Origin of the sequence: Vibrio sp. V38_P2S17PM301, from assembly GCF_009904845.1 — a bacterium.
GTDB classification, from domain to species: domain Bacteria; phylum Pseudomonadota; class Gammaproteobacteria; order Enterobacterales; family Vibrionaceae; genus Vibrio; species Vibrio proteolyticus.
In genome coordinates this window covers 23,322-46,879 of sequence record NZ_WXWO01000006.1, presented here as the reverse complement: position 1 = coordinate 46,879, position 23,558 = coordinate 23,322, and the positions used below count along the sequence as shown (strand labels likewise).

The 23,558-nt window shown below is 49.5% G+C and carries 17 protein-coding genes; all 17 read right to left on the bottom strand.

The window, feature by feature from the left end; translation table 11 throughout:
• Positions 1-570: 570 nt before the first annotated feature.
• Positions 571-2,097 (bottom strand): tripartite tricarboxylate transporter permease, encoded by a 1,527-nt coding sequence (locus CAG64_RS02145; protein ID WP_021705559.1) that lies wholly within the window; start codon positions 2,095-2,097, stop codon positions 571-573.
• Between the two features lie 21 nt (positions 2,098-2,118).
• Positions 2,119-2,631 (bottom strand): tripartite tricarboxylate transporter TctB family protein, encoded by a 513-nt coding sequence (locus CAG64_RS02140; protein WP_161457905.1) that lies wholly within the window; start codon positions 2,629-2,631, stop codon positions 2,119-2,121.
• Positions 2,632-2,836: 205 nt separating this feature from the next.
• Complete coding sequence (locus CAG64_RS02135; protein WP_021705561.1) at positions 2,837-3,808, bottom strand: tripartite tricarboxylate transporter substrate binding protein; 972 nt, start codon at positions 3,806-3,808, stop codon at positions 2,837-2,839.
• 153 nt (positions 3,809-3,961) lie between these two features.
• Positions 3,962-4,762: a protein kinase domain-containing protein gene (locus CAG64_RS02130; RefSeq protein WP_161457906.1), complete on the bottom strand. Its 801-nt coding sequence runs from the start codon at positions 4,760-4,762 to the stop codon at positions 3,962-3,964.
• Positions 4,759-8,151, bottom strand: a complete 3,393-nt coding sequence (gene tssM / locus CAG64_RS02125) for a type VI secretion system membrane subunit TssM (RefSeq protein ID WP_161489221.1) — start codon at positions 8,149-8,151, stop codon at positions 4,759-4,761. Before tssM ends, CAG64_RS02130 begins: the two co-directional genes overlap by 4 nt.
• Positions 8,151-9,347, bottom strand: a complete 1,197-nt coding sequence (gene icmH, locus CAG64_RS02120) for a type IVB secretion system protein IcmH/DotU (protein WP_161488757.1) — start codon at positions 9,345-9,347, stop codon at positions 8,151-8,153. Before icmH ends, tssM begins: the two co-directional genes overlap by 1 nt.
• A 4-nt stretch (positions 9,348-9,351) precedes the next feature.
• On the bottom strand, positions 9,352-10,683 hold the full coding sequence (gene tssK, locus CAG64_RS02115) for a type VI secretion system baseplate subunit TssK (protein ID WP_161488756.1): 1,332 nt from the start codon (positions 10,681-10,683) through the stop codon (positions 9,352-9,354).
• Positions 10,684-10,706: 23 nt separating this feature from the next.
• A complete protein-coding gene (gene tssJ, locus CAG64_RS02110; RefSeq protein WP_161488755.1) occupies positions 10,707-11,192 on the bottom strand; it encodes a type VI secretion system lipoprotein TssJ in 486 nt (161 codons plus the stop codon).
• A complete protein-coding gene (locus CAG64_RS02105) occupies positions 11,192-12,127 on the bottom strand; it encodes an FHA domain-containing protein (protein ID WP_161488754.1) in 936 nt (311 codons plus the stop codon). The genes tssJ and CAG64_RS02105 overlap by 1 nt, the downstream gene beginning before the upstream one ends.
• Before the next feature lie 3 nt (positions 12,128-12,130).
• Entirely contained in the window at positions 12,131-12,832 is a 702-nt protein-coding gene (locus CAG64_RS02100) for a transporter substrate-binding domain-containing protein (protein ID WP_161488760.1), read from the bottom strand.
• A gap of 23 nt (positions 12,833-12,855) precedes the next feature.
• Entirely contained in the window at positions 12,856-13,845 is a 990-nt protein-coding gene (locus CAG64_RS02095) for an ABC transporter substrate-binding protein (protein ID WP_161488753.1), read from the bottom strand.
• Positions 13,842-16,391 (bottom strand): MFS transporter, encoded by a 2,550-nt coding sequence (locus CAG64_RS02090; RefSeq protein WP_161488752.1) that lies wholly within the window; start codon positions 16,389-16,391, stop codon positions 13,842-13,844. The genes CAG64_RS02095 and CAG64_RS02090 overlap by 4 nt, the downstream gene beginning before the upstream one ends.
• 9 nt (positions 16,392-16,400) lie before the next feature.
• Entirely contained in the window at positions 16,401-19,007 is a 2,607-nt protein-coding gene (tssH, locus tag CAG64_RS02085) for a type VI secretion system ATPase TssH (protein WP_161488751.1), read from the bottom strand.
• A gap of 36 nt (positions 19,008-19,043) precedes the next feature.
• Positions 19,044-19,979 carry a type VI secretion system baseplate subunit TssG gene (locus CAG64_RS02080; RefSeq protein ID WP_021705572.1) on the bottom strand — a complete coding sequence of 312 codons (936 nt, stop codon included), beginning with the start codon at positions 19,977-19,979 and terminating at the stop codon, positions 19,044-19,046.
• On the bottom strand, positions 19,970-21,721 hold the full coding sequence (gene tssF / locus CAG64_RS02075; RefSeq protein WP_161488750.1) for a type VI secretion system baseplate subunit TssF: 1,752 nt from the start codon (positions 21,719-21,721) through the stop codon (positions 19,970-19,972). Before tssF ends, CAG64_RS02080 begins: the two co-directional genes overlap by 10 nt.
• Positions 21,714-22,136 carry a type VI secretion system baseplate subunit TssE gene (gene tssE / locus CAG64_RS02070; RefSeq protein ID WP_161488749.1) on the bottom strand — a complete coding sequence of 141 codons (423 nt, stop codon included), beginning with the start codon at positions 22,134-22,136 and terminating at the stop codon, positions 21,714-21,716. The genes tssF and tssE overlap by 8 nt, the downstream gene beginning before the upstream one ends.
• Complete coding sequence (locus tag CAG64_RS02065) at positions 22,133-23,536, bottom strand: type VI secretion system contractile sheath domain-containing protein (protein WP_161488759.1); 1,404 nt, start codon at positions 23,534-23,536, stop codon at positions 22,133-22,135. Before CAG64_RS02065 ends, tssE begins: the two co-directional genes overlap by 4 nt.
• Positions 23,537-23,558 lie beyond the last annotated feature (22 nt).

Sequence of the window (23,558 nt, the reverse complement as noted above, 5' to 3'; positions counted from 1 at the left end):
AATGTGGTGGGGGAAATGGATAACCCATTTCATCATGTTTAGCTGCTCTATCTTTGGTCATTGCTACACTCTACGTATTACAAACTGCAATGGCGTTATTTTAACTCTAAGTCACTTCTTGGTGGGGTAGTAAAAAAGAGCAATTTGCTAGTTATTTTGCCATAAAAAATAATGATGGGATTAATGTCACATTTTTCTCAATACTTAGGGATTTTGTACTGATAAACATAATTGCATCTTAGTAGCTTAGGCCTGAATTGAATCTGGCTTTTTATATATAGCTGATCCAGGGAATGAACGTTTGTAGAAGCTGTCCCGCTTCATGCCCAAATTACAGGGTTCTTTACAACCGATACTTAGGATATCTGATCACCTAAAACAGAGTGTTCCATGGTGGTAAAGGGCAACAAGGGTAAAATAATGTGTCCAGATATTTAGACAGTTCCTTTAAGTTCTATCGAAACACGTGACAACGTCCGTATTTGTTTGAGTGTCCTTGAGCGAGGTGAGCTGACAACAAGACTAAAAATTTACCAAAGAAAAAGAGAAAAGGCCCCGGAGGGCCTGAGTTTATTGAGTTACTTTTGTGGGGTTTGACTTTAATTTGCTGATTAGTTTTACCAGTAATGGGCTACTTAAAACCAAGACGGCCAGCACGGTAAACGCCAGTGTGATAGGGCGTTCCCACAGGAAGCTCAGCTCTCCGTCGCTGATCATCAGGGCGCGGCGCAGGTTCTCTTCCATCAGGCCGCCGAGAATGAAGCCGAGTAGCAAAGGTGCGAGCGGGAAGTTCGCCAGCCTCAAAGCAATGGCTCCCATGGCAATCAGCAGCATCACGAACACGTCCATAGTATTGAAAGACACCAGATACACGCCTGTGATGGAGAAGAACAGGATCATCGGTAACAGCACTGTTCTGGGGACGGCTAACAGCTTCGAAATATACGGAATCAGTGGCAAGTTGAGGATAACCAGCACGATGTTGCCAAAGTACATGGAGATAATCACAGACCAGAAGACATCTGGGTGCTCTACAAACAGGCGGGGGCCTGGTTGAATACCATAAGCAATCAGTGCTCCCAACATGATGGCCGTGGTGCCTGAACCCGGAATACCCAGAGTCAGCAATGGGACAAAAGAACCACTGGACGCAGCGTTATTGGCCGATTCCGGAGCCACCAGGCCGCGAATACTGCCTTTACCAAACTCTTCACGTTTGTCTTTTGGTGCCAGGTTACGCTCCATACCGTAGCTGAGGAAAGCCGCAATGGTGGCACCTGCGCCCGGCAATACACCAGTGAAAAAGCCCAAGATGGAAGAGCGAATCGACACCGGTGCGACTTCTTTGACTTCTTCTTTTGTGACTTTCATGCTGCCGAGGTTCCGCATTCTCTCTTGTTCGTCGTCACTGGTATCGGCAGAAGGTTTCAGGATGCCCATGAGCGTCTCGCCCAAAGCGAAGGTCGCCATGGCCAGCAACAGGAAGCTGAAACCGTCCATCAGATCGGTGAGGCCGAAGGTAAAGCGCTCAACGCCAACGCCTTTGTCGATACCAACGGTTGACAGCATCAGGCCTAGAATGGTCATCATCCACGCTTTGAGCACTTGTCCTTTGCCAGCAAACGCTGCGACAGCCGACAGGCCAAGCAACATCAGAGCGAAGTAGTCTGAGGACTGAAAGCTGAGTGATACACTTGCCAGCGCCGGAGCGGCGACCAACAGCATGATTGCAGACAGCGTACCGCCGGTAAATGAAGAGTAAGCCGCCAGCGCGAGTGCCTTACCGGCCTGACCTTTTTGGGCCATTGGGTAACCATCAAACGCGGTAACAACGGTCGAAGAGCAACCCGGTGCGTTGATCAAAATGGAGGAGGTTGAACCACCAAACACGGCGCCATAGTAGACACCTGCCATCAGGATCAGGCCGGATGACGGGTCGAGTCCGTAGGTCACGGGTATCATCAGAGCAATCGCTGAAATCGGGCCCAGACCTGGCAACATGCCAATAAATGTACCGACAAAACAACCGACTATCACCATCAGGATGTTCATCGGCATTACAGCGGTCGAAAGACCTTGCAAAATTCCATCTAACATAATCTTTATCCTTGAGTGAGGTTACCAGGCGGTGAAAATCAGGCCGGGCTCCAGATAAATATCTAACCCCTGAGTCAGTAACAGGTAGAACGCAATCACAAACGGAAATGACGCGCCAAACAGTATTTTCTTGTTGCGTTCGCCGAGCAGGTAAAAACCTGCCATCAGAAACAGTCCGGTAGCGATTACAAATCCGAGGTACGTCAGGCCCACACCATACGCTGCCATTAGCACCAGAAAGGCGATCAGCAGTTTCCAGTTGAAATCGAGCACCGCGCCGCTTTGTTTGTCAGGCTGGCCAGTGATGAGTAACAAAAGCGACAAACCGATCCCGACAAATGTCAGAATAGTAGGCAGTGTGCGCGCGGTGAAGGGTTCATACTCATCGCCCGGAAAGAGGGGAATCTGATAAGTCTGATAGCCATAACACAGGCATACCAGCAAGAAGATAAGCGCACCAACACGATCACGGTACAGCAAATACTCCTTGCTGAACTTATTTTGGTTGAGAGAGTTCGTTGGCAGATCCGACATATCCAACTCCAGTTCATTTTACAGGGGAAGAAAAAGGCCGTACGAAGAGGGCTAACCAGTGATGTTCATGGCACGGGTTAACCAAGGTAAGTCATTGCTGCTAGTCAATTGGCTTACTTGTCTATCTTCAATAAACAAAGGAGTGTGTAATGTCTCTTGTACGGCAAAACAGGATAGGGCTGGTGCAATTCAGCCCTGTTTAGGATTACTGAATAAAGCCGAGCTCGCGCATCAGGTCGCCCATTTGTTTCTCCTGATCTTCCAGGAAGGCGTAGAAGTCTTTATCCGCTTTGTAGTTGTCAATCCAACCGTTGCGGTCACGGACGACTTTCCACTCGTCGGTTTTGTACATCTTGGTCAGTGCAGCGTTCCACTCGTTAATTTTCTCCTGGCTGGCACCCGGAGCGGCAAAGAATCCGCGCCAGTTTGCAAACACGGTTGGGTTGCCATATTCCGCCAGAGTTGGGATGTTTGGCGCGGCCTCAATACGTTTTGGTGCCGTTATCGCCAGCACTTTCACCTGACCGGATTTCGACATTTCCAAAACCTCGCCGAGGCCAGTAGAGAGCAGTTGTGTCTCGCCAGATAGCAGGGCTGCCATCGCTTTACCGCCTGCATCGTAGGCGATGTAACGCACGCTTTTCGGCTCAAAACCTTCGCCTTTGAACGCAGCCGCAACAACCAGATGATCCATGCTGCCTCGGGCTGAGCCACCGGCAACCTTCACTTTACGAGGGTTGTCTTTGAATGCTTTGACAACATCTTCCCATGTCGCGTAAGGGGAGTCTGGAGTTGTGACAATCGCGCCATAATCGGCAACCGTCGCCGCGACAGGCGTTAAATCACGAAAAGATTGTGGGAAAATACCGCTGAGTGAGCGTACGACGATCGGAGTCGAGTTCACCATTAGGGTGTCTTCCTGACGTTGGGCGGTTTCGATTAGGTGTGCAATGGCTTTACCGCCGCCGCCGCCAGATAAGTTCTGGAAGGAGACATTTTCAACGATGTCTTCTTTCACCAACACATCACCAGTACCGCGGGCAGTCATATCCCAACCACCACCAGCGCCCCCAGGGATCAGAAAGTGGATTTTTTCGAGATCAGCAGCAAAAGTGTTTACCGAAAAGGAGGCTGCAATGATCGAAGCGGCCAGAGTAGGTTTGAAGAATTTAAACATGTTCACGTTCCTTATGTAGGCACATCAAATTCATGATCTGATGTTTATAGTTATCTATTTCTCTTAGAGCGCAGGAGTGTGTGCAAAAAGATAGATTAAGGTTACGAACGTGTTAACACTTTGTCTCTAAAGCGAAGATAAAAAGAATATTGGTCATATTGATGCATTTTGTTCATTCTGTTCACGGCAGGTTGTTCGACCATGTTCAGCTTCTTGCCGGATATTTCTCAACTGGTTGACTAAGAGTTGATGGTAGCGGCTTGGGAGAAGAGGGGGATCTGGTTTCCATCCCTCAGCCGCCGCTTGATAAATCGTGCGGCCGCGGAAGGGATGCTGATGCATCAAGGTGGCAAAGGTCAATGCGAGTGCGACCCAGTCACTTGTCGGTGTCAGTGGCATGCCTCTGAGTTGCTCGGCGCTGGCATAAAGCGGCGTCAGTTCACGAACAGAATTCATGGATATTGGGTGAGATACCTCAATGACACAACCGAAATCGATGAGGCTGGCACGCCGGGTATGAGGATCGAAGAGAAGGTTAGCGGGTTTGATGTCGGCATGGATAAATCCGGACAGATGCAGTTGATGCAAGATGGATTCGAAAGCCCCGAGCATACTCAGCCAGTCGTCAGAACGGTTGGGTTGATACCGGTTGAGCGTCACACCGGGCAAACGTGTGCACAAAAGGTAGTCCATTTCTCGAAAACGAGCGTACTCGAGATACTCTGGCCAGTGGTTTGCTGCGTTATTTTTTAGAAACCTCGCCTCATTCATCAGCGCCTGACGTTGATGCGTAAAGCGGGCCGTTTTGAGTATCGCGTCGCCCCCGCTACTTCTGCGGACATGGGCGACGTGTGGGTTAATTGGTTTAATCAGAGTACAGCCGAGGTGGCGCAACAGAGGACGAATTCCTTCATTTGTTATCCACTCAGCAGCGCAGGGTTTCACTGTCGTCATAGACTACCGGGCAACGAAAATGCGGAGAAAAAGCCGGGGACAAACGGGTTGTTTTGACCTTGCGTTTTGATGGCCAGTTTCACGCTGCTGTCGCCGTAATCGAACTCAATTTGTATGTTTTGCGCGCTGGTGTTGGTGACTCTGGGCTCAATCAGCCGGAACCAGTTCCAGTTGCCAGCGTAATTCGCTTTCGCCACGTACGCACTCTGAGCTTTGAGTGCGACGTCCAGTTTATCTTCTGTCTGGGCATCGCCCAGCCAATTGTACTGAGTCCACAACGCTGGGCCATGACGGTAGGTGAACAGCGGTTTTTCTGAGGAAATAGAGAACTCGGTTAAATCGGATGACATGGCGACCGCTTTCACTTGGAATTGCACTGAAACCTTGGTGGGGTCATTGATGAACAGCGCCTGGCGAATGTCCTTAGCTTTGCTCAGCATTTGCCATACCTGAGGGTCGAGTGCCAGTCTGCTGTCGGGCAGTAAACCCGGTAAGTATGGGCTGCTATCGGGAGTCGAAGCGGTGAAGGTTTTGAGCATAGCGTTGTGATAAGTGTCCAAGGTGCCGTTGGTCATAAAAAAGGCTTTAACGTCAGCGATACTGGCATCGCTGTCGGATTGCGTATCAAAGGGATAAAATGCGGCCAGTGTCTGTTGATAAGGCTGAAACACTTGTTCGCGCCACGTCGTATTGAGGTAGTCATGGGCCAATGACATCACCATGTCATTGCTCTGTTTCGTTATCCGGCTCAACAGGCTTTGCAACAGAGTGTCTGAGCTTGGTGACGCAGAGGCTAATGTCGTGATTGGATTGTCGGCTTTCAGTGAGGCTGCAAGTGTTTGGAACGCCAGCTTTTGTGGCTCTTTACTCTGATAAAACTGTTTCAACCAGGTTTGGGCTGAGGCTAAATCGGCCATCACCATGTCGAGTGGTTTCTGGTTTTGTTCGTTGGTGGTCAGCAAATCATGGTAAGCCTGAAAACTCAACGTGATCTGGCGAGCTGACTCTTTTTTATCCGCATCAATATTCAGATCTGGTTGCGCGTTGTCTTTGCCGTCTTTGGGGGCCGGAACACTCAGCTCGACGGAGGTGTATTTGTTGATCAGTGTGTACAGGTTGCTGAGTGGGTTGTCTGACGCATCGGACAGTAAAGTCAGTGTGCGATTGAGCTCTTCAGTGTTGGTGATCGGCACCAGCTCTATCTGACGGGTAAAGTTGCGCCAGTAATTGATGTAATCGTTTTGATACTTGAGCTTGAGATCCCGACTGATGCGATAAAGTTCGGCGGCACTGGGCGTATTGCCTGCAACTCCTTCGTATGCCTGCAACGCATCTTTGATGATTGGTGATGTTACCGACAAGTCCAATTCATTAAATCCAGCAGGCGTATACAGGTAGGGCACCATGTAGCCTACATAGTCCGGTGCAAAGTTGAACAGGCTGGAAAAACGGCTACCTAACTCTTTACGCACGTCGATGCGTTTGTCGTGATGTGCGTTGAGAATATGTTGATACAGCAGATTTTCAATGCCGCTCTGACTGATCACTTTTTTGGCCAGTGTTTCCAGCTCGTAGTTCACTTTGACCGGCACCATCTGTTGAGCGAAGACATCATCAAGCAGGCGGTCAAGTTGGGCGATATTAATGCTGTCGGCTTCGCCCTGATCCTGCAGTGTCCGGACAAAATAGGTTTTCAGCTCTTCGATATTGGAGCGCTGCTTATCAAACAGCATCCGGTAGTTGTTCAGCAAGGCCAGTGTCTGAGATTGATCTTCCAGATTTACGTAGACAAACAAGTCTTTTTCCAGTGTGTTTTCCATGGATGGTATTAACACTTGACGTAACTCATTAAAGTAAGCCTGCTCGACGGCAGGTTTGATGGTCGCACTGGGTAAAAACGGTAAGTTGAACCATGGCTCAGGCTGTTTATACAGCGCATAAATGCTGTGTAGCGCGTAAAGGTTGGGGATATTGTCTGCCATGTTTTCAACGTTATAAGGTGAGGCTGCGATCGCTTCCTTATAGCTCTCCAACATATTGTCTGCCCGCGCTTCCCGTTGACTTTGATAATCAAAATCCAGTTTGATCACCAACAGAATAAAGCCAAATAGCGCGAGCCAAAACACGGTATACGCAGATTGGCTAAGCCAGAGCATGTTTTCTTTGCGGCGGTTGACACCCACCAGTTGCTGCTCATTTAAAATCACGTGTGACATCAGGTTTTGTGCGAACAAGCTCTGCGTGACTGGTAACTGAACTTGTCGGAGATAGGCATCGCTGCCGAGAGACTGGTTAACTGTCGCTGCAAGTAAATCTGACTGCATGCCTTCTTTGCCATGATGGGTAAAGTAGAAGCCGCGGAACTGAAGCGCGTCGGTCAGTTGTTCGCCCCGGTACAAACGTTGCAGAAACAGCCACAGCTTTTGTTTGAGCAGACCAAGTTGGAAAGGGGCGCTACCAATGGCATTTCGGTAATCCTGATTTAACTGGTTGGCCATGGCACTGCTGCTGTGCGCGATAAGCTGGCTGATCAGATGATCGAACTCGTCATTGAACCAATTGGCGTCAATACCGCCGTGTTTTCTGTATGGCATCGTGGCGCCAAAAACGTCGTCACGCCGAGCTTCTTCAAATCCGGAGAAAAACTGACAGAAATCGGCGATACCTCCCATGGCGGTGATCAGATTATAAACCGGCAGGTTGAGACCAAATTGCTGGTTATACGCTTTGATTAGACCGGCGACTTCGTCAGCCTGATGTTCTATTTGCTCATTGCTATCAATCAACTGAGTGACGTCCGTTGTGACCAACAGACCGTTGACAGCTTGTCGCGGCCGCCATTTCATCAGTTGTTTACACAGTGTTCGGATATAGTCCGGGTGTTGGTCATCTGCCCGGCTGATTGAGATCAGAATCGAGTGTTCGCTCTGCCAGAAAAGAATCGGAAACTCGATATCATTACCAAAATCATCCACTTTATAAGCGTCGTAACCCATCTGGGTAATGATTGGCTTATCAGATTCCATGTCGGCACTGAGCAACAGATAGACAGGTAAATCATATCGGCTGCTGAGACGTTTTTTGCTTCTCTGGCTTTTCAACATTCGTTGGAAATGTTCGGCAAGTCGTCGCTGACGCTGACGAATAACCGCCAGTGCTTCCTTATCCGCGTCTTCCTGACCAGACTGGCGACGCTGCAACCCCCAGTAAACGAGCCCTGCAATGAGCAACGCCAGAGTAAGGCTGACAGCCGCGGATATTCTCCAGTCTGCGTACATGCGGGTGAACCAGGTCAGAGTCAGACCGAGGATGACAACGATCAGCGCCGTCAGTATGGCGAACAGGATGTTTCGGCGTTGCTTTGAAGCGGTGGCTTCCACGGATGTCATTATTGGCTTCCTTGCTTACGTGCTGTCTCACCGAGACCTTGCACAATGATGGCGTTAATGCTGTCTTTATCTTTAAACCAGGCCTGAATCGTTTGCGCTTGCTGGGATGATGTAGTGCGGATAATCACTCGGAAATACGCCTTGTATTTGTCGACAACAGGCTCGTAAGAATTGGGCGATAGAGTGCTGATAAAACGAGTTGCGTTCTTTTCAGTGCTGAAGGTGGCCAGTTGAACCAACCAGTCAGAGTGGCTGGTGGCGATTGATAAGGGAGGCGTTGTGTTGACCAACTCCACTTTACTGGCTTTGGCAGGAGGCTGCGCCAGATCACTGTCTGAACTGATGAAAACGATGTCGTTGACTTCTCCGGACAGAACATACCGCTGGCTATAGTCTGGTAGGTTCTGGAAGTCCCGGGCACGATGAGGCAAGGTCTTGTTATACCAGAAGTAGGTAAAACCGACGCTGGTGGCGATCAAGCAGACAAAGAAAATGGTGGTGACAAGGTAACGTTTTCTTCGTGTTGGTTTACGGCATTTCGGCAGATTCGTCTTGGTGTGGCAGTAGAGCGCACCAGACTGACGGTACTGACTGATGAGTTGCTCCAACTGATGAATAACGCGCTTTAACTGATCTGAACCAGCTTCACGGTACTGCCCCCTAAAGCCGATATTGAGGAACAGATAGATGACCTCCAATAAGTCGATCAGTTTGTGGGGTTGGCGCATGGCTTTTTCTGTCACGGTAAAAAACAGCTCACCGCCATTTCGCATGCCGAACAGTTCACTGAGCAGGGTTTTGTTCTCCCAACTACGTTGCTCTCCCCACTCAGTGTAAATAATGAACTCATCCAAAACGACGGCATATAAAAAGCACAGCTTGTCGATCACAGCTACCGGGTAGGTGAGCTCGGCACCTTTCGCTTTTAGCTCATTAATTTGGCTTACCAATTCCTCGCGCAGTACATGGATATCATCCGGCTCGGGCATGGTGCTGACTTTCAGAGCGATAGTAAGCAGTTCAGCGCTGATATTAATGAGCTGATTTTCTGCTTTGTCAAAATGGCGCAGGAACTCAAGCTGACTGGTTGAGGTTTTGATTCTGACCATCTCTGGTCCAGCCGCCTCATTGTTGAGGTCGACGACGCTTTGTTGTTTGGTGTCCCAAACCAGAGTTTCTTCATCCAGATAATTCATTGCACTACCTCAACGCGTACAGCACCACATCCAGGTCTGGAATTCGTGCATCGACATGAAGCGCCAGCGCGTCTCGTGTCTCCAGCATGTCCAGCCAGCTTCTGTCCGTGGTGTCGATTTCAAAATACGCCGTTCCCTGCATGGGTTTTAGTTCACTCGGGGCCAAAGGCAGTGGGGTCACTTTGATTCCAGACAGGGCATTGCGCACCAGTTCAACAATACGGGTATTGCTGCTTAGCTTTGCTGCAATCGGAAACAGATCATTGAGTTCACTGGTGTTAAGTGCAGATTTAACGCTGAGCACAAAACGGCGATTGGTGACGCTGGCAGGATCCCGAACCACGGTTCTCAGTAAACGACGTTTTTCGAACAGGGAATGATCCCAGTGATACTCCAGGACGGAATCTTGTTGTACCAGCGTGAGCATATTTCTTAAGCTGGAAAACAGCGGGTTAAAGCTCTCGTAGAGTGCCGCGTAGTTCAGTTCTGGACAGCTTGGTGGCACCGCTGGCGTCAATGCAAGAATTTGCGCCTCGTAGCGGCGCAATTGAGTGTAAATGTTGTGCGTCTGTACTTTGGGGTTGATGATGGTGAGATCAAACCAGGGCAGCCAGGTATTGAGTGTCTGCAACCAGAGATAATCTTGCATCAGCGACTGGGTGCTTTTTTGCCCTTGCCCGGCTTCTATGCGTTTGAGCAAAGTCTGGGCACGGTTGTAAGACAGAGCGTGGATCTCTTTGAGGCGCTCTGTCAGAAATTGTGAGGCGCCGTAATGAAGGCAAGCCGGAATGAATGCGCGATCGAGAATCACGTCGCCGTTATCACCACACTCAAGAACTTTAGCCACAGGAATCAGAGTAAAGCCAGAACTGTCACTGCTGGCTAATCTCAGGCTGATATTGAGCTGGGCAATGTCCACCTCGACGCTGGTATTGTCTGTTGTTGAGGTGTCGAAGACATTGATACCGCGAGTTTGATAGCGGCTCTGTGTTTCGGTGTCACTGCTGAAATCATTATTTCCTTGCAATGAAAGTGGCAACGCGAGATACACTACGCTCTCTACCGTACCTTCTGGAATATCGACCGTGATTTCATGGTTCAAATCGAAATGCGTACCATCGGGGAACAATCCGGCACACGAGGTGACCGAGAGTTTGCCGATCTTTAGTAAATCATGATTAATGCTGAGTGCGGTAATACCAAAGAACGGAGCGTATCCCGCCAGTGTTTCAACATTTTGACGGATGTAATTTTGTACATACCGGTCTTGTTGCTGAAAATGTTGCGGCGCGATGAACATCCCTTCCTGCCATACAACTTTTTTAAATGCGTCCACGTAATATCCCTATAGTCATCGTCTCAGAAAATCTGCCACCAACTGGATTCAGGTGTGATCACTTCGATGGTCACCGCATCATCGTTGAGAGATATTTGCAGGTACTGATCATCTTCGGTCGGCAGGGTTGAGACCGCTTTCGCTTCGCCATCCTGATAATTGGAAAACTCTGCCAGTACGGCCAAATACTGGGTGTCTTTGTTGATATCGATAGTTTGTGAGGTTTTGCTGTCTGGCATGACAACGGGCAACACCTGTTTGGAGATAAGGTTGGCGGCCAGCAACTGAACATCGTTATTGTAAAGGTCGATGAAAGCCAACTGTTTGAACATCTGCTGATCCTTGAGCTGATACAACCTGACGACCACCGGGTTGGCTTTACTGGTTGCACTGGGGTTGACGGAAGCGTCCGCCGTCACGGTCAGTGAACGTTGCGTGATAGTTGGCGTTGGATCTGACGAGCAAGCCGTAAGGATTATCAGACACATCAGAGATACCCCGAACTTCATCAGCTTTCCTCCCTCTGTTTCTGCATGTTCTCGAGAAACAACGCTTTGAACTGGCGACGAAAATCACCGTTCTCATGACGGTGAGTAAAGTGCTTGCGATAGATTCGCCAATACTTTTTCTCTTTGCTGGCAAACAGGCTACCGTGGAGGTATTCACTGAATTGTATCTCTAATTGTTCTGGGGCCAGATCATCAAGAAATTGGTCCACAGTGGCTTCCAGCGCGGAAAACAACGCGTCGTGTTGCAACATAGGATTGTGCAGATACTGTTGGTTTTTTTCAGTAAGCGTGATCAATTTGTCAATGGCACTTTCCAGTTGAGATGTCTGTCGTGTTTCCACCGGAAGGAATTCGAGTTGATGTGCCTGATGTGAGAGGTTGTCTTGTCTATCTTCGACGTGAGGCGCCACTTGTTCTTCATCAAGATCTTCAAACGGATCTGAGGCAAAGGGGTCGTCACTCATGACATTGTGTGTAGAGAACCCAGATGCAGCCCGTTCCGCTGCTGCCGTTTCAATGTCTTCCAGAAAGTCCGTTTCATCATCCAGATTGAGGTTGAATCCCCGTTCAAGTCTAGGGCCGGTATCTTGCTGAATGCGCTCATCAATATTGTTGGAGCTGACCAGTGTGCTGATGAGCATGGTATAACCTTCTACTTTGAGAATATCGCCGTCATTGAGTGGATAGTCTTTTTCGGCCATCAGCGGTTTATCGTTGAGGATAGCGCTGTTTTTCCCACGGCTACGAATGCGATAGCCATGCTCGCTGAGATGAATGTCACCATGTACGCGAGAAATGCGCTTCCCCTGATCGGGTAAGGCAACGTCACAGTTTGTGTCTCTTCCGAATGTGCCGCCGCTTTTAGGCAGATAAATGACGCGGGAGGCGACAACTTCATCGTCGGGTATGGCGATTAAATGAATGCTTATGGTCACAGGCTATCCCTTACACTGAGTTACGGCGGAATTGAAGCTTTTTAAAAAGCCTGAGTACTGACTGAGGAAACGCTTGGAGAAATAAACTCCCATGGGTTTGGTTTCCAGTAATTGATGCGTAAAGTAGTCGACCGGAAGGGCGGCGCTGTTCAGTTCGGCTCGAAATACCAGTTCATCTTCCAGAGCGACGTCAATTTCCCTTTGTTTTAAAAGCGTTAATAAAACTTTAGCATCTCTGGGCTGCTTTACGACGTTGTAGCCGTTACGTTTGAGCCAAAACCATTTGCTTGAGCCAAATTTGGCTGAAAACTTGAGATTCACTTTAGACAATTCAGTGATCTTTGGCTCAACTCCAGGGCCAAAATACCACTGCAATGTTTGTTGGGCGACCGGCGTCGATAGGGTGGCGTATTCATCGCGTTCCTGCGTTTGGGTTGCGACGAAAAAGCCATGCTGCGCGCCGCTGTGGACACGCAATTGCGCTTCGGACCAGTCCGTCATGGTAATTTGATAGGGCTGGCTGAGTTTTCCGAGCGCGCACTTAATCTTGTTCAGTGCCAATCCTTGCATTTCTCCGTTCTGATAAACCTGGTAGGGTGGCCAGTCTTGTGTGGTCAGCATCAGTCGTGCAGGGCCTACTGTTTGTTGAGCCAACGCAGGTGCTGGGCTTAACGTTGTCAGGAGTAAGCAGGCCAACAGGTACATCAATTTGGGTGTTCTTCCAGGCGTCATTGCTCTGTCCCTATTAATTCAGAAATTTTTAATATCGAAACCGGTGGAAAATAGTTCAACCGTTTAGCCGCCCTGATATTGACAATATAGGAATACTGACTGAGTGCTTCTATCGGGATTTGTTCCGCGGTTTGCTGGCCATGCAAGATTAATTCGGCTTTATGGGCCGCAAACTGACCTACGTTGTAATAGCGGCTGACAATTCCCATTAGGGCATCGTGGTTCCGAATTGGTGATTCAGTGGCTGAGAATGTCAGCAGCCCGGCATGGTGGAGGGCATCCACAATCGGCTTACCATTTGAAATGACATACGAGTCCGGAGGCAGATACGCCAGGTCGACGTGATCGTGCTGCATGGTTTTAATGATGCTATTGAGTGAGTTCAGGTCGACCTTATTTTGCACCAACGCAAATGGATACAAGTGCACATCGAGTCCGAACTTGTGCGCCAGCAGATGAATTTTATTGGCGGTGATGACCGAATTATTTTCTTGGGGGTTGAACACCACTCCTAAGGATTTAACGTGACTCAGTCGTGATATGGCGTTGAGCTGTACCTTGTGCGGCACGATATGACTGACGCCGGTGAAAGGACGTGCTTCGTCTGGATCGGAAGAGATTAGGCCAGAGCCAAGGGGATCTGAGACCACACTGAACACCACTGGCGCCAAGTGACGACTGCGAAACTCGGTGGGTTGCAAAGAGGTGCCCAATAACTCACGGGTGACGGTGGTACCGAACGTATAAACCAGATCGGGCCTGAGTGTTTCAAGATGAGCGATATGGTGACGCAGACGCTGAATGTCTTTATCGGCATTGAGATAAGTGAATTCGACGTTGACACGTTCCGAAAGGTAGTCGACGAAGCCACGCTCAGCGTCTGTCACACCTCGCCAAAGCAGCAAAACCACTTGTTTGTGGGTTTGTGTCGCCCAGCTCGGTGTGACGACCATCAGCGTCAGAAGCAACAGGATTCGGTTTCTCATCCGGTCACCTCCAGTTTATTTTTGTCGACGCGGATAAACCATGCATACCCTAGAGCCAGCACCATGGTGCTGAGCAGTAAGGCGACGCCAAACAACATAATGGTTTGATTGTAGCTAAACAGCGTTAACAGCATTCCGGTCAGCAGTGGCCCGGATATGTTGCCCACCCGTTCGGTAAGGCGAAAAATGCCGATCACTTTGCCTCGCTCTATGCCCTGATTGCCCAGCAGTTCAATCACCAGCGGGAGTTGCGGCGAAATACTGATGCCATGGGCGATGCCGATTAGTACCACAATCAGAAGTAACCCCAGTGTGCCGGGAAGTAACTGGACATTTATCATGGCTGTTGCTGCCATCAGGCCACCCGCAACAATGAAGGCGATTTTATTGTTTTGTCTGTCTATCATTGCTGCACAAAGCGGTGATATGAGGATGATGGCCAATCCATAGGTCATCATGATCCGGCCAGACACTGAACTGCTTTCCCCCAGAAACTGTAAATATATGGGGCATAGAAAGTAGAGGAATCCGGTTAGTATGATTTTGGCCGGAATCGCGCTGCATAAGGTGATCAGGGCGAAATATTTATTATTGAGCAACAAGCGAAAATCACTCAGTTTAACTGGATTGGCTTGTAGGCCGCGCTCTTGGCTGGTGAAGATAGCCCCTACCAAAATCGCACTGCACAACGCCTGAAACGCTGCGAAAAGGAACGTTTCGGGATACCCAAGCTTGTCTGCCAGAATGCCACCTATCGCGGCACCACATAATGAGCCGGAGAAAAAGGCAGAGAGAAACGTGGCCATGCCTTTGGTGCGGGTGGTGTCTGTCGTGGTGTCGGTGACATAACCTTGTGCGGAGATAAAAACGATACCGTAACCAACGGCAGTAAACGCGCGTGTCAGCAGGAGCATTTCCAGGCTATTGACGGCGGCTGTAGCGGCTAACCCGATACAGGTGACCAGACATCCCGTTACGAGCGATCGGCGGCGTCCCACTCGATCTGACCAGGCGCCGGCAAAGGGCAGAGACAACGCCCAGCAGAGCATGAAGAGTGAAATTGGCACGCTGGTTGTCAAGTGGTCGGGAATCCAGCCGGAGCTGTTGTCCAGTGTCAGCACATAATTAGGGAAAAAGGCCAGTGACGAAGCTTCAGCAAACACCAGCAAAAACAGAGGCAAACGAATAAAACGATAATCGGCGCTGCGGATAAGTTGGCGATCTTGCGCTGGGTTTATCTCTAGGACGGTTTTGTTAAGTTGGTCTATCAGTAAACGCAGTTCGTCACGAGTGGTTCTGCGCGCCAGACAGAGAGCACCACGTTGCCGGGTTGTCGCGAATACCTGCTTAATTTGTTGCCACGGTGAGAGAATCATAAAGTGGCACAGAAAGAGAATAATTTCACTGACGAAAAGACACGAGGTGATCAGGACCGTTAACATGTCCATCACGCTCTCTTCGATCAATTTGCCAATGATGTTGTTGTCGGTGGTCAGCGTTAGCGCAATTTGAGAGTCCGGTTTTAGAGTGATCAGGCTGGTATTGAGCTGCTGGCTACCGGTCAGTTGCTCTGCCGAGGTATACACCGGCTGATTTTGCGCGTTGAGGCTGATGGAAACTAACTCTTCGTGACGCTGAATATAAAATGCAAACTCTTCTTCCAAACCATTTAACTGGTTGAGTGGGATACCGCTTTGCAATAAACGATCAATCATGGAGCGCAGCGCGTCACCGATTAATTGTGATTTTTGAATCAGGGTGGGTTCATAAATATCGGAGAATACGTGCAAGGAGTGATAGGAAGCACCAAGGTTCGCCACTATGGTGAGCAGAATTGCAAGTAGAATCAATAACAAGGGGTAATTTCGAGAGCGCAGGCGCCGCCACCAGGAGGAGTGGTGTGACGAGCCCATTCTCTGCTGTGCGAGAGCGAGTCTTTGGCGTGCATCGTGTTGTGACGTACTGGCCAGAATCGTCGTGGTATCGCTGATCTTTAGAAGTACATTATGCAGCACGACTTTGAGCGCAAGGTAGCCCACAATAACGCATGAACTCAGCCAGAATATGGCCGCAAGAATCTGGCTCTTGAGCAACTCTTTATGCAACAGATTCAAATGCGTGACGGAATAGCGCAATTGCAGAATACCTTCTTCCATTCCGAAGGCATTGCTCAACGGCACGCGAATCTGGCGCTCCAGCCCCTTTGAATGGTGGCCAGTTGAGAAAATGGTGTGACCTGCCGTATTTGTCACGCTCAGCTCGGTAATGCCATCCACCAGTTCGGCGCGTCGCTCCAGCAATGCCTGAACATTCGTGATGGCTGCCAGCGGTAAACCCAGACTCAGTGCCTGTTGAATGTCGTTTTTGGTCTCTTCTACCACTATCTGATATAAGGAATCGCTGGTTTCAGTCAGGCGCTTTTCAAAGTTCAGGTAATTCAGGACTGTGTTGAGTGATAACGAAAACAACAGCACAGCAATGATCGCCAGAACCAGTTTGGTTCTGAGCGACCAGGTGACTTTGGTTGGCTGAAGCCTAGTTTCCATATGCAAGGCTCAACTGATCAGCAACTCAAAACCTTGAGCCGAGTTGTCGGCCCGGACCACCACGTGAGAGATCGGTTTGCGCTCACTCAAACAGGCGATGCACTCTTCCGCCAGTCTGGGCATCAGTGAGCGATTAATGATCTGTTCAACGGCACGCCCGCCTGTCGTTGGGTCGGTATTCCGGCTGACAACCTGATCGACAAATCCCTGATCCCAGGTAAAGCTCGCTTGATATTGCTCGGCCAGTTTCCTTTTGATGCGATTGAGCGCAATTTCGGTGATCTGACTTAATTCTGCGTCATTAAGTGGGTAGTAGGGCACAATTGTCGTTCGCCCGAGGAAAGCCGGTTTGAAGTAACGCTGCAAATCTGGACGGATGGCATCAAGAAGTTGACTGCTATCCAATCGTTCAGTGTTCTCACTGCATACGTCGCATATGGCCTGATCGGCAGCGTTGGAGGTCATGATGATGATGGTATTTTTGAAATCAACGGTACGGCCTTCGCTGTCTTTGATGTGACCTTTATCGAATATCTGATAAAAAAGGTCATGCACACCCGGATGGGCCTTCTCCATTTCATCGAGCAAGAGCACTGAGTAGGGGTTACGTCGAATGGCTTCGGTCAGCACACCGCCTTCACCGAACCCAACGTAACCAGCAGGAGAACCGAGCAACATGGAAATTTTGTGCTCCTCTTTGAACTCGGTCATGTTGATGACGGTCAGATCATTGCTCCCTCCATAAAGCTGCTCTGCCAGCGCCATCGCGGTTTCTGTTTTCCCGACACCGCTCGGTCCACACATCAGAAATACGCCAATGGGTTTGCGGCTGTCGGTTAAACCGGCTCTGGAAATGCGAATCGCTTTAGCCAATTCCTGTTTGGCGACGTCTTGTCCGATAACGCGTTTGTCCAGTTCATTTTCGAGATTGAGCAGCTTGGCAATTTCGTCACTCATCATGTTACCGACAGGGATACCGGTCCAGTTGGCAATGACCTGTGCAATGGTATTGGCATCGACCATGGCGTTAACCAAAGGTGTCTCGCCCTGGAGTTCGGCAAGCTCATCAAGCAACGCGTTCATTTGTTGTTGGCGAGGCTCTGCGTGTTCGCTCTGCTCATCAGCATTGAAGATGCTCTCCTGAAGCTGCTTTATTTTGTCGACGAGCTGAATTTCCTGTTGCCATTGATCCTGATAATCAGCCAACTGACTTTGATGTTGTAGGATGCTTTCGTCGAGCAACTGAATCGCGTCGTCACGCTGACCAAACAGAGCCTGTTCTTTTTCCAGTGCAGCTCTCTCATTTTGTTCATAACGCAGTTTTTGTTCCAAAGACTCAATAACCTCAGGTTTTGCGCCCTGAGTCAGTGCGATACGGGCACTGGCGGTATCAAGTAAACTGATGGCTTTATCCGGTAGCTGCCGACTGGGCAGATATCGAATAGAAAGGTGTACCGCAGCCTCGATGGCTGCGTCGGTAATGAAGACGCCGTGATGTTGTTGTAGGGATTGCGCAATCCCTCGCAACATTTGCATCGCGTCATCAGCGTTGGGTTCGTCAATCGAAACCGTCTGGAATCGACGAGTCAGAGCCGGATCTTTTTCAAAATACTTTTTGTACTCTGCCCACGTGGTAGCCGCAATGGTTTTGAATTCACCTCTTGCCAGCGCCGGTTTGAGCAGATTCGCCGCGTCGTTTTGTCCGGCGGCACCGCCAGCACCGATCAAGGTATGGGCTTCATCAATAAACACGATGATGGGCTGTTCGGCGTTTTTGACCTCGTTAATGACATCTTTCAATCGGTTTTCAAATTCACCTTTAACACTTGCTCCAGCCTGAAGCAGTCCCAGATCGAGAGAGTGAATTTGGACGCCTTGCAGCGCGCCAGGGACTTCATCAGCGGCGATACGCAGCGCTAACCCCTCAACGACGGCGGTTTTACCAACGCCGGGCTCTCCGACCAGAATTGGGTTGTTCTGGCGTTTTCGACACAAAATATCGATGGCTTTACGCACTTCCGCATTGCGTCCCGAGATAGGATCTATGTGGCCGTCGAGTGCTTGCTGAGTAAGGTTGATGGTGTATTTGCTCAGCGCATCGGCTCCTTCTTGCGTCGATGCCCTTACTTCGCCTGGCACGGAAACTGAGTGTCCGACTTTTGCCTGGCGAATTTGCCCTTGTAACGCTTCGAGAGAGAGTGGCTTCAAGCATGTGAAAGAGTGCGTCGTCATGCCAAGAACACTCTGTTGGAGTAACGCCTGAATCAAGTGAAGGCTGATCACCTGATTGTGTCCGTAGTTCACCGAAGCAAGCATCCAGGCATCTTTGATCAGCTCCGTTAAAGGTTGACTGAGTGTGGGTTGGCCTTCGCTACCTTTGGGTAAGCGACTGAGCTTGTCACTCAGTTCATTCACCCACTCGTCCTGAGACAGGTTCTGTTTGCTAAGCAGGTCCAAGAGATGCGCATCCTGTTGAGACAACAACTGCAACAACCAATGTTCCACTTCAATGGCGGCCACTCCCTGATTCATCGCAGCTCCAGCCGAGACTTCCAGTGCCTGTTTTAATTCCGGAGAAAGCTTGCTGACCAGATTGGTTAAAGTTACTTGAGCCATACTGAATTCCTTGTATCTCAATCACGTGTTGGTTATCTACCTGAGCAGAATTTTGACCAACTCATTGGGTTTGTATTGAGGAGCGAGACAATCGACTTCGCCCAATCGGAGCGCCGAGGCAGACTTTGCCGAAATACTGGGCTGCTGAAGATACGAACGTCTGACGTTGAGGTACACCGAAATTACGGTGTTGTCGCGTAGGTAGTGTTTACTGAGCGAAACCATTTCGTCCGCCAATCGAGTGTCAGATTGTATGCGGAGAAACTCTGCACGATTCGACGGCTCAAGCGTCAGCGTAAGACGGTTGAAATGAACTAACCCTGTATTACCCAGCAGAAAGCCCTGACCAACACGGCTGTTGTAGTCTTCTTGGCAACCCAACCGGGTCAAGGAGTCTGTGGGGAGCTGGCGTCGTTCGGCCTGGCTGCACTGAACCGTTATTTTGTAGGGAAAGTAGTCATTTAATATCTGACTCAGAGCCACTGGATTACGACTTCTCTGTCCCAGCAACAAACTGTACTGAAAGTAAGGTTTGTGCTGATACTCCAGTGTCGCCAGATGTTTAAGCAACTGAGTCTTTGCTGGTTGCTGCTCACGTTCCAGTAATAGCCACGCTTGGCTTTCAAGGCGGTAGCTGATTTCAAAGTGGCGTTGATTGAACACATCCAAGAAGTCTTTCAAGGCATGATCATCCCGGTGCAGAGCGGTCAGCATTTCTTCATAAATGTAATCGGGTATCACACCTTTAACGCCGGACAAGGCTTGTTTGGCAAGTCTCAGTTTGGCGCCGCCATTGGCAGAGGAAAAGTAACTGACCTCTGACGACGTTCCGCTTGGCATGGCCTCTGCTTTCAAGGTGAGATTCAAACGCTTTCCGCCTTGTGCGGACAGTTGTTCGAGCAGCCGCATGGCTTGAACGAAGTCATATCGCTGTGGGTTTTTGGCTAGATCGTGCAGACGTGTCAGAGACATAACTGGCTCCCATGAACTTTGGGGTAAGTTTTAACAACGCCGTCATGCCCATAAAGGCGGATTTTGAGTTGAATATAACGATCGAAGCTGCAGAACTGTTGGAAAAAGTGATTCAAGACATCGCAGAATGCATGAAAAGGCTTGTCTGTATCCAGTGTGATTTCAATTTCGGTGCCTGGAGCAAAGACATTGCTCCCCATGGTTCTGATTGCTGAAACCTGAGTATGAAAGACAACGTGTCGGATAGTCTGTATTTCGCTGGCACTGACTTGAGGCCGGCTGCAAAGCGTCAGCATTTGCTTGAGATCATCGGCGGGCCTGGTTGATTGTAGCAATGATGAGAAGTTGCCATTGAGCAGCCCAATAAACTGCCAGTGACTGTTTGGATCCCTTTCGCGAGCTAGAGGCGCCGAAGGCGGGTATATGGGGGCAAATTCGACTGGCAAATCAATGCTCTCCATGCACTCCAGGCTAGAGTGGATACTGCACGCATATTTACCGTTGGTACACAGCAGGTGTGTACCGTAGGTCTTATTAAATTCGCCGTTGTGCGGTTCAGGCAAAGAAATGGCTAAATGGAAATCACCGTTGATATCACGTTTACTTTGCCAGCTGTCGGTATGGTTCAGCTGGCCATACTTACTGCGAAAAAGTGGCACCAAAGGACGTTCGCCAGATGGAGTGATTTCAAATACGTCGAGTACGTCAACAACCTGAATTCCGCTTTGCTGATGGGCGTCAGCATTGACGGGAATGGTCAGCTTTCTATGGTCATAAATCGCCGGTTCGCCCATTTGATAAAACAAATTGGCAGCCGGGATGACATTCAGTTTGAAAACGCCCGGCTCAAATAAACGGACGAACTCAGACGGGAGCGAATGGAGGAATAGGTTGATCTTGATGTCGGAGCTAGCCAATTGCGTGGCATACAAACCAAACTGTTTTAGGCGGAAAAACTGACGCTTTTCCTTAAAAAAGAAAAATTCACTCATTAACTGGTAACCAGAGAACTGATTGCCATGTTGGGGAAGAAAAGAAAAAGTAGGATCGCTTATCCGGTTTACCAGATTGTCTCGGTCCACAGCGATATGCGTTTCGCACTGCGAGTCAGACACCGATATCGCTGCCACGTCACTCAACAAAATGTCGACCAGGGAATCCGCACTACTTTCAAAGCCTTGCACAAAAAAATCCAGGTCTTTGAGATCCAGATGACGAAAGTGTACATCGGGATCTCCTGTACTCAGAGTTAATTGTATGACGGCGGTAGTCTGTGCTGCATGATTCGGACGATTGAAGCCAAACGGTGCGCTCAAAGCTTGAACATCGGTCAGCTGATACGGTTCAATCGTGATTGGCGCTACTGTCGTAAACTGGCACTCTTTTCCGTTGGCGCTGCCCGAAAACCGACTGTTCTCAGGTAAAGTTACTGACTCCTGAGGAATGTCTGACGTTGTGGGTTGCAGATAGGCAATACTTGGCACCAGTTGGGTATAGGAAGGATAAAGAACCCCCAGTAAACCTTCGACCACATCGGGCAATTGCTCGCTCAGTTGTTTCTCTATGGTGGCATTTAACAGGGCGACACCGTCAAGCAGGCGGGCGATGCTAGGGTCTTCTATTTTTCCCTGATTCAGATTGAGGCTGCGGGCATGCTCGGGATACTCGCTACTGAACAGACCCAGTGAGCGGCGCACGAACGCCAGCTCTTGTTCGTAATATCTCAACAGAGGATCAGTCATAACTTTCTTCCTCTAGTGATGAGGTCAGGTCACACAGTGCAATTTTCGAATCGAACACCAGTTCTTGCTCGCCATACTCCTTGCCAAGCCTGGCGATGATGGTGAAGGTCAAGGCATTTTCTCCTGCTTTTCTGCCAGTCATCTCCACAGAAACTTTGTGAAGCCTTGGTTCGAAATTCCGTATCCAGGTTTCAAGGCGCAGTGCCAGTTGGGCATGATCCAGGCTGGCACTGAGTAGTTGGACGTCTTCAATACCAAACCTGAGGTTGGAGCGATTGGTCTCTGTGAGTCGGTCATCAAAGTCGACCAGCGCTGCTTCAGACTCAAGCAGCTTGGTCAGATGGTAGCGGACGTCATCAATAATTTGGCCGGTTTGACTTGGCTCTTCACTGCCAAAGGCGTTCCAGAAGCTCATCGGCTTGCCTCCTCTAGCTCCGTGGTCAGCACCACCTCACCGCTAAAGTGATCAAATTGATATTGCGGCACCATGCGTAGAGTGCAGTGAAACGTTCCGGTTTGAGAGGCGGATGTGCCGACAGAAACTTTGGCAAAACTGAGTGGATATCGTGCCAGTGTATCTTCGTTGGCGTATGACACGTTGCTGGTGTACTTCTCAATCCACAGCGAGAGAAACTGCTCGCATTCGGCCGCAGTGTTAAAGCTACCAATCATTTCCCGTACCTGAACTTTTAAGTAGTGGGCGATTCGACAGGACATCAAGGTGGTTTGAATTTGCGTCAATACCCGTTCATTGTCGTTTTCACCCGCCTGCCAGACAGAGTTGTTACCGCTAAAGTAATACTTGTCGGTCATTGGGCTGCGGGTTAGGGGGATAAATCCACTTGACGCATAAAACGTTGCTAACTTGCCGAACAGGTGAATGTCGGGTTGGGGAATTTGAAGATACTGCGCGCTGTCATCCCCTTGGGAGACATTGACCACAGCACCTTGTAGTTTGTCATTCCAGCGGGATTTGATAAATCCAAACCAGTTGACCCGGTGGTGTTCGCGCATGATCACAGAGATGAAGGCAAAGGCGCTATTGCCCCAGACGCCGTCGGAGTTCTCGTTGTACACGAAGCCAACCTGAGCGTTCAGATACGGGGGACGCAACTGGATATTTGGCATAACCAGCCCCAGAAAACGTGCACTGGGTTTGTTTCGCAGCGACTGCCAGGCGGTGTAATCCGGTCCGTTCAGGATTTTGTCGATCCGGTTGATGTCAGAAAGCCAGTCTGCCCCGTTGTTTGCAAAGAAGCGGGAGTCGGGCGACAGGATCATTGGACAAAGTGTTGATTCCCCCAGTTTGCTGAGCAACTCTAATGTAAACAGATCGTCGTAATCCGTTAGCATGCTGATGTCGAGTGACACTGAATGCGCAAACACCACACAGCCAAATGGATGTCCACCTAAGGTATTCAGCTCTTTGTTGCCGATCTTGTTATACAGTTCGCTGCTGCGAATACTGTACGCCTGATTAAGGTCCGCGGAAACGTCCTGCCAACCCATATCGAGCAGCTTGAGCCGGGTTCGCTGATGATTGATCGACAGGACCGCCAACTGATTGAGGTGTCGCCAGTTTTTGTAGAGCGCGGAGAAAGCAGGGTGATGAAGAATCTTATCCATTTGCGTGGACAATTGCTGATCGAGAGACACGATCAAGGCCTGAATCGCGCACTTCAGCTCTGATGGTGAGTGAAGTATCTGTACATCGATTTCAGACAACAAAGAGAGTGCATCTTCCAAAAATGCACTCTTTTTGCTGTCTAACTGATTAAAACGGGTTTGCCATTCGGAATTTAACGTCATCGTCAATCGTGGCCGGATTGCTCCGGCC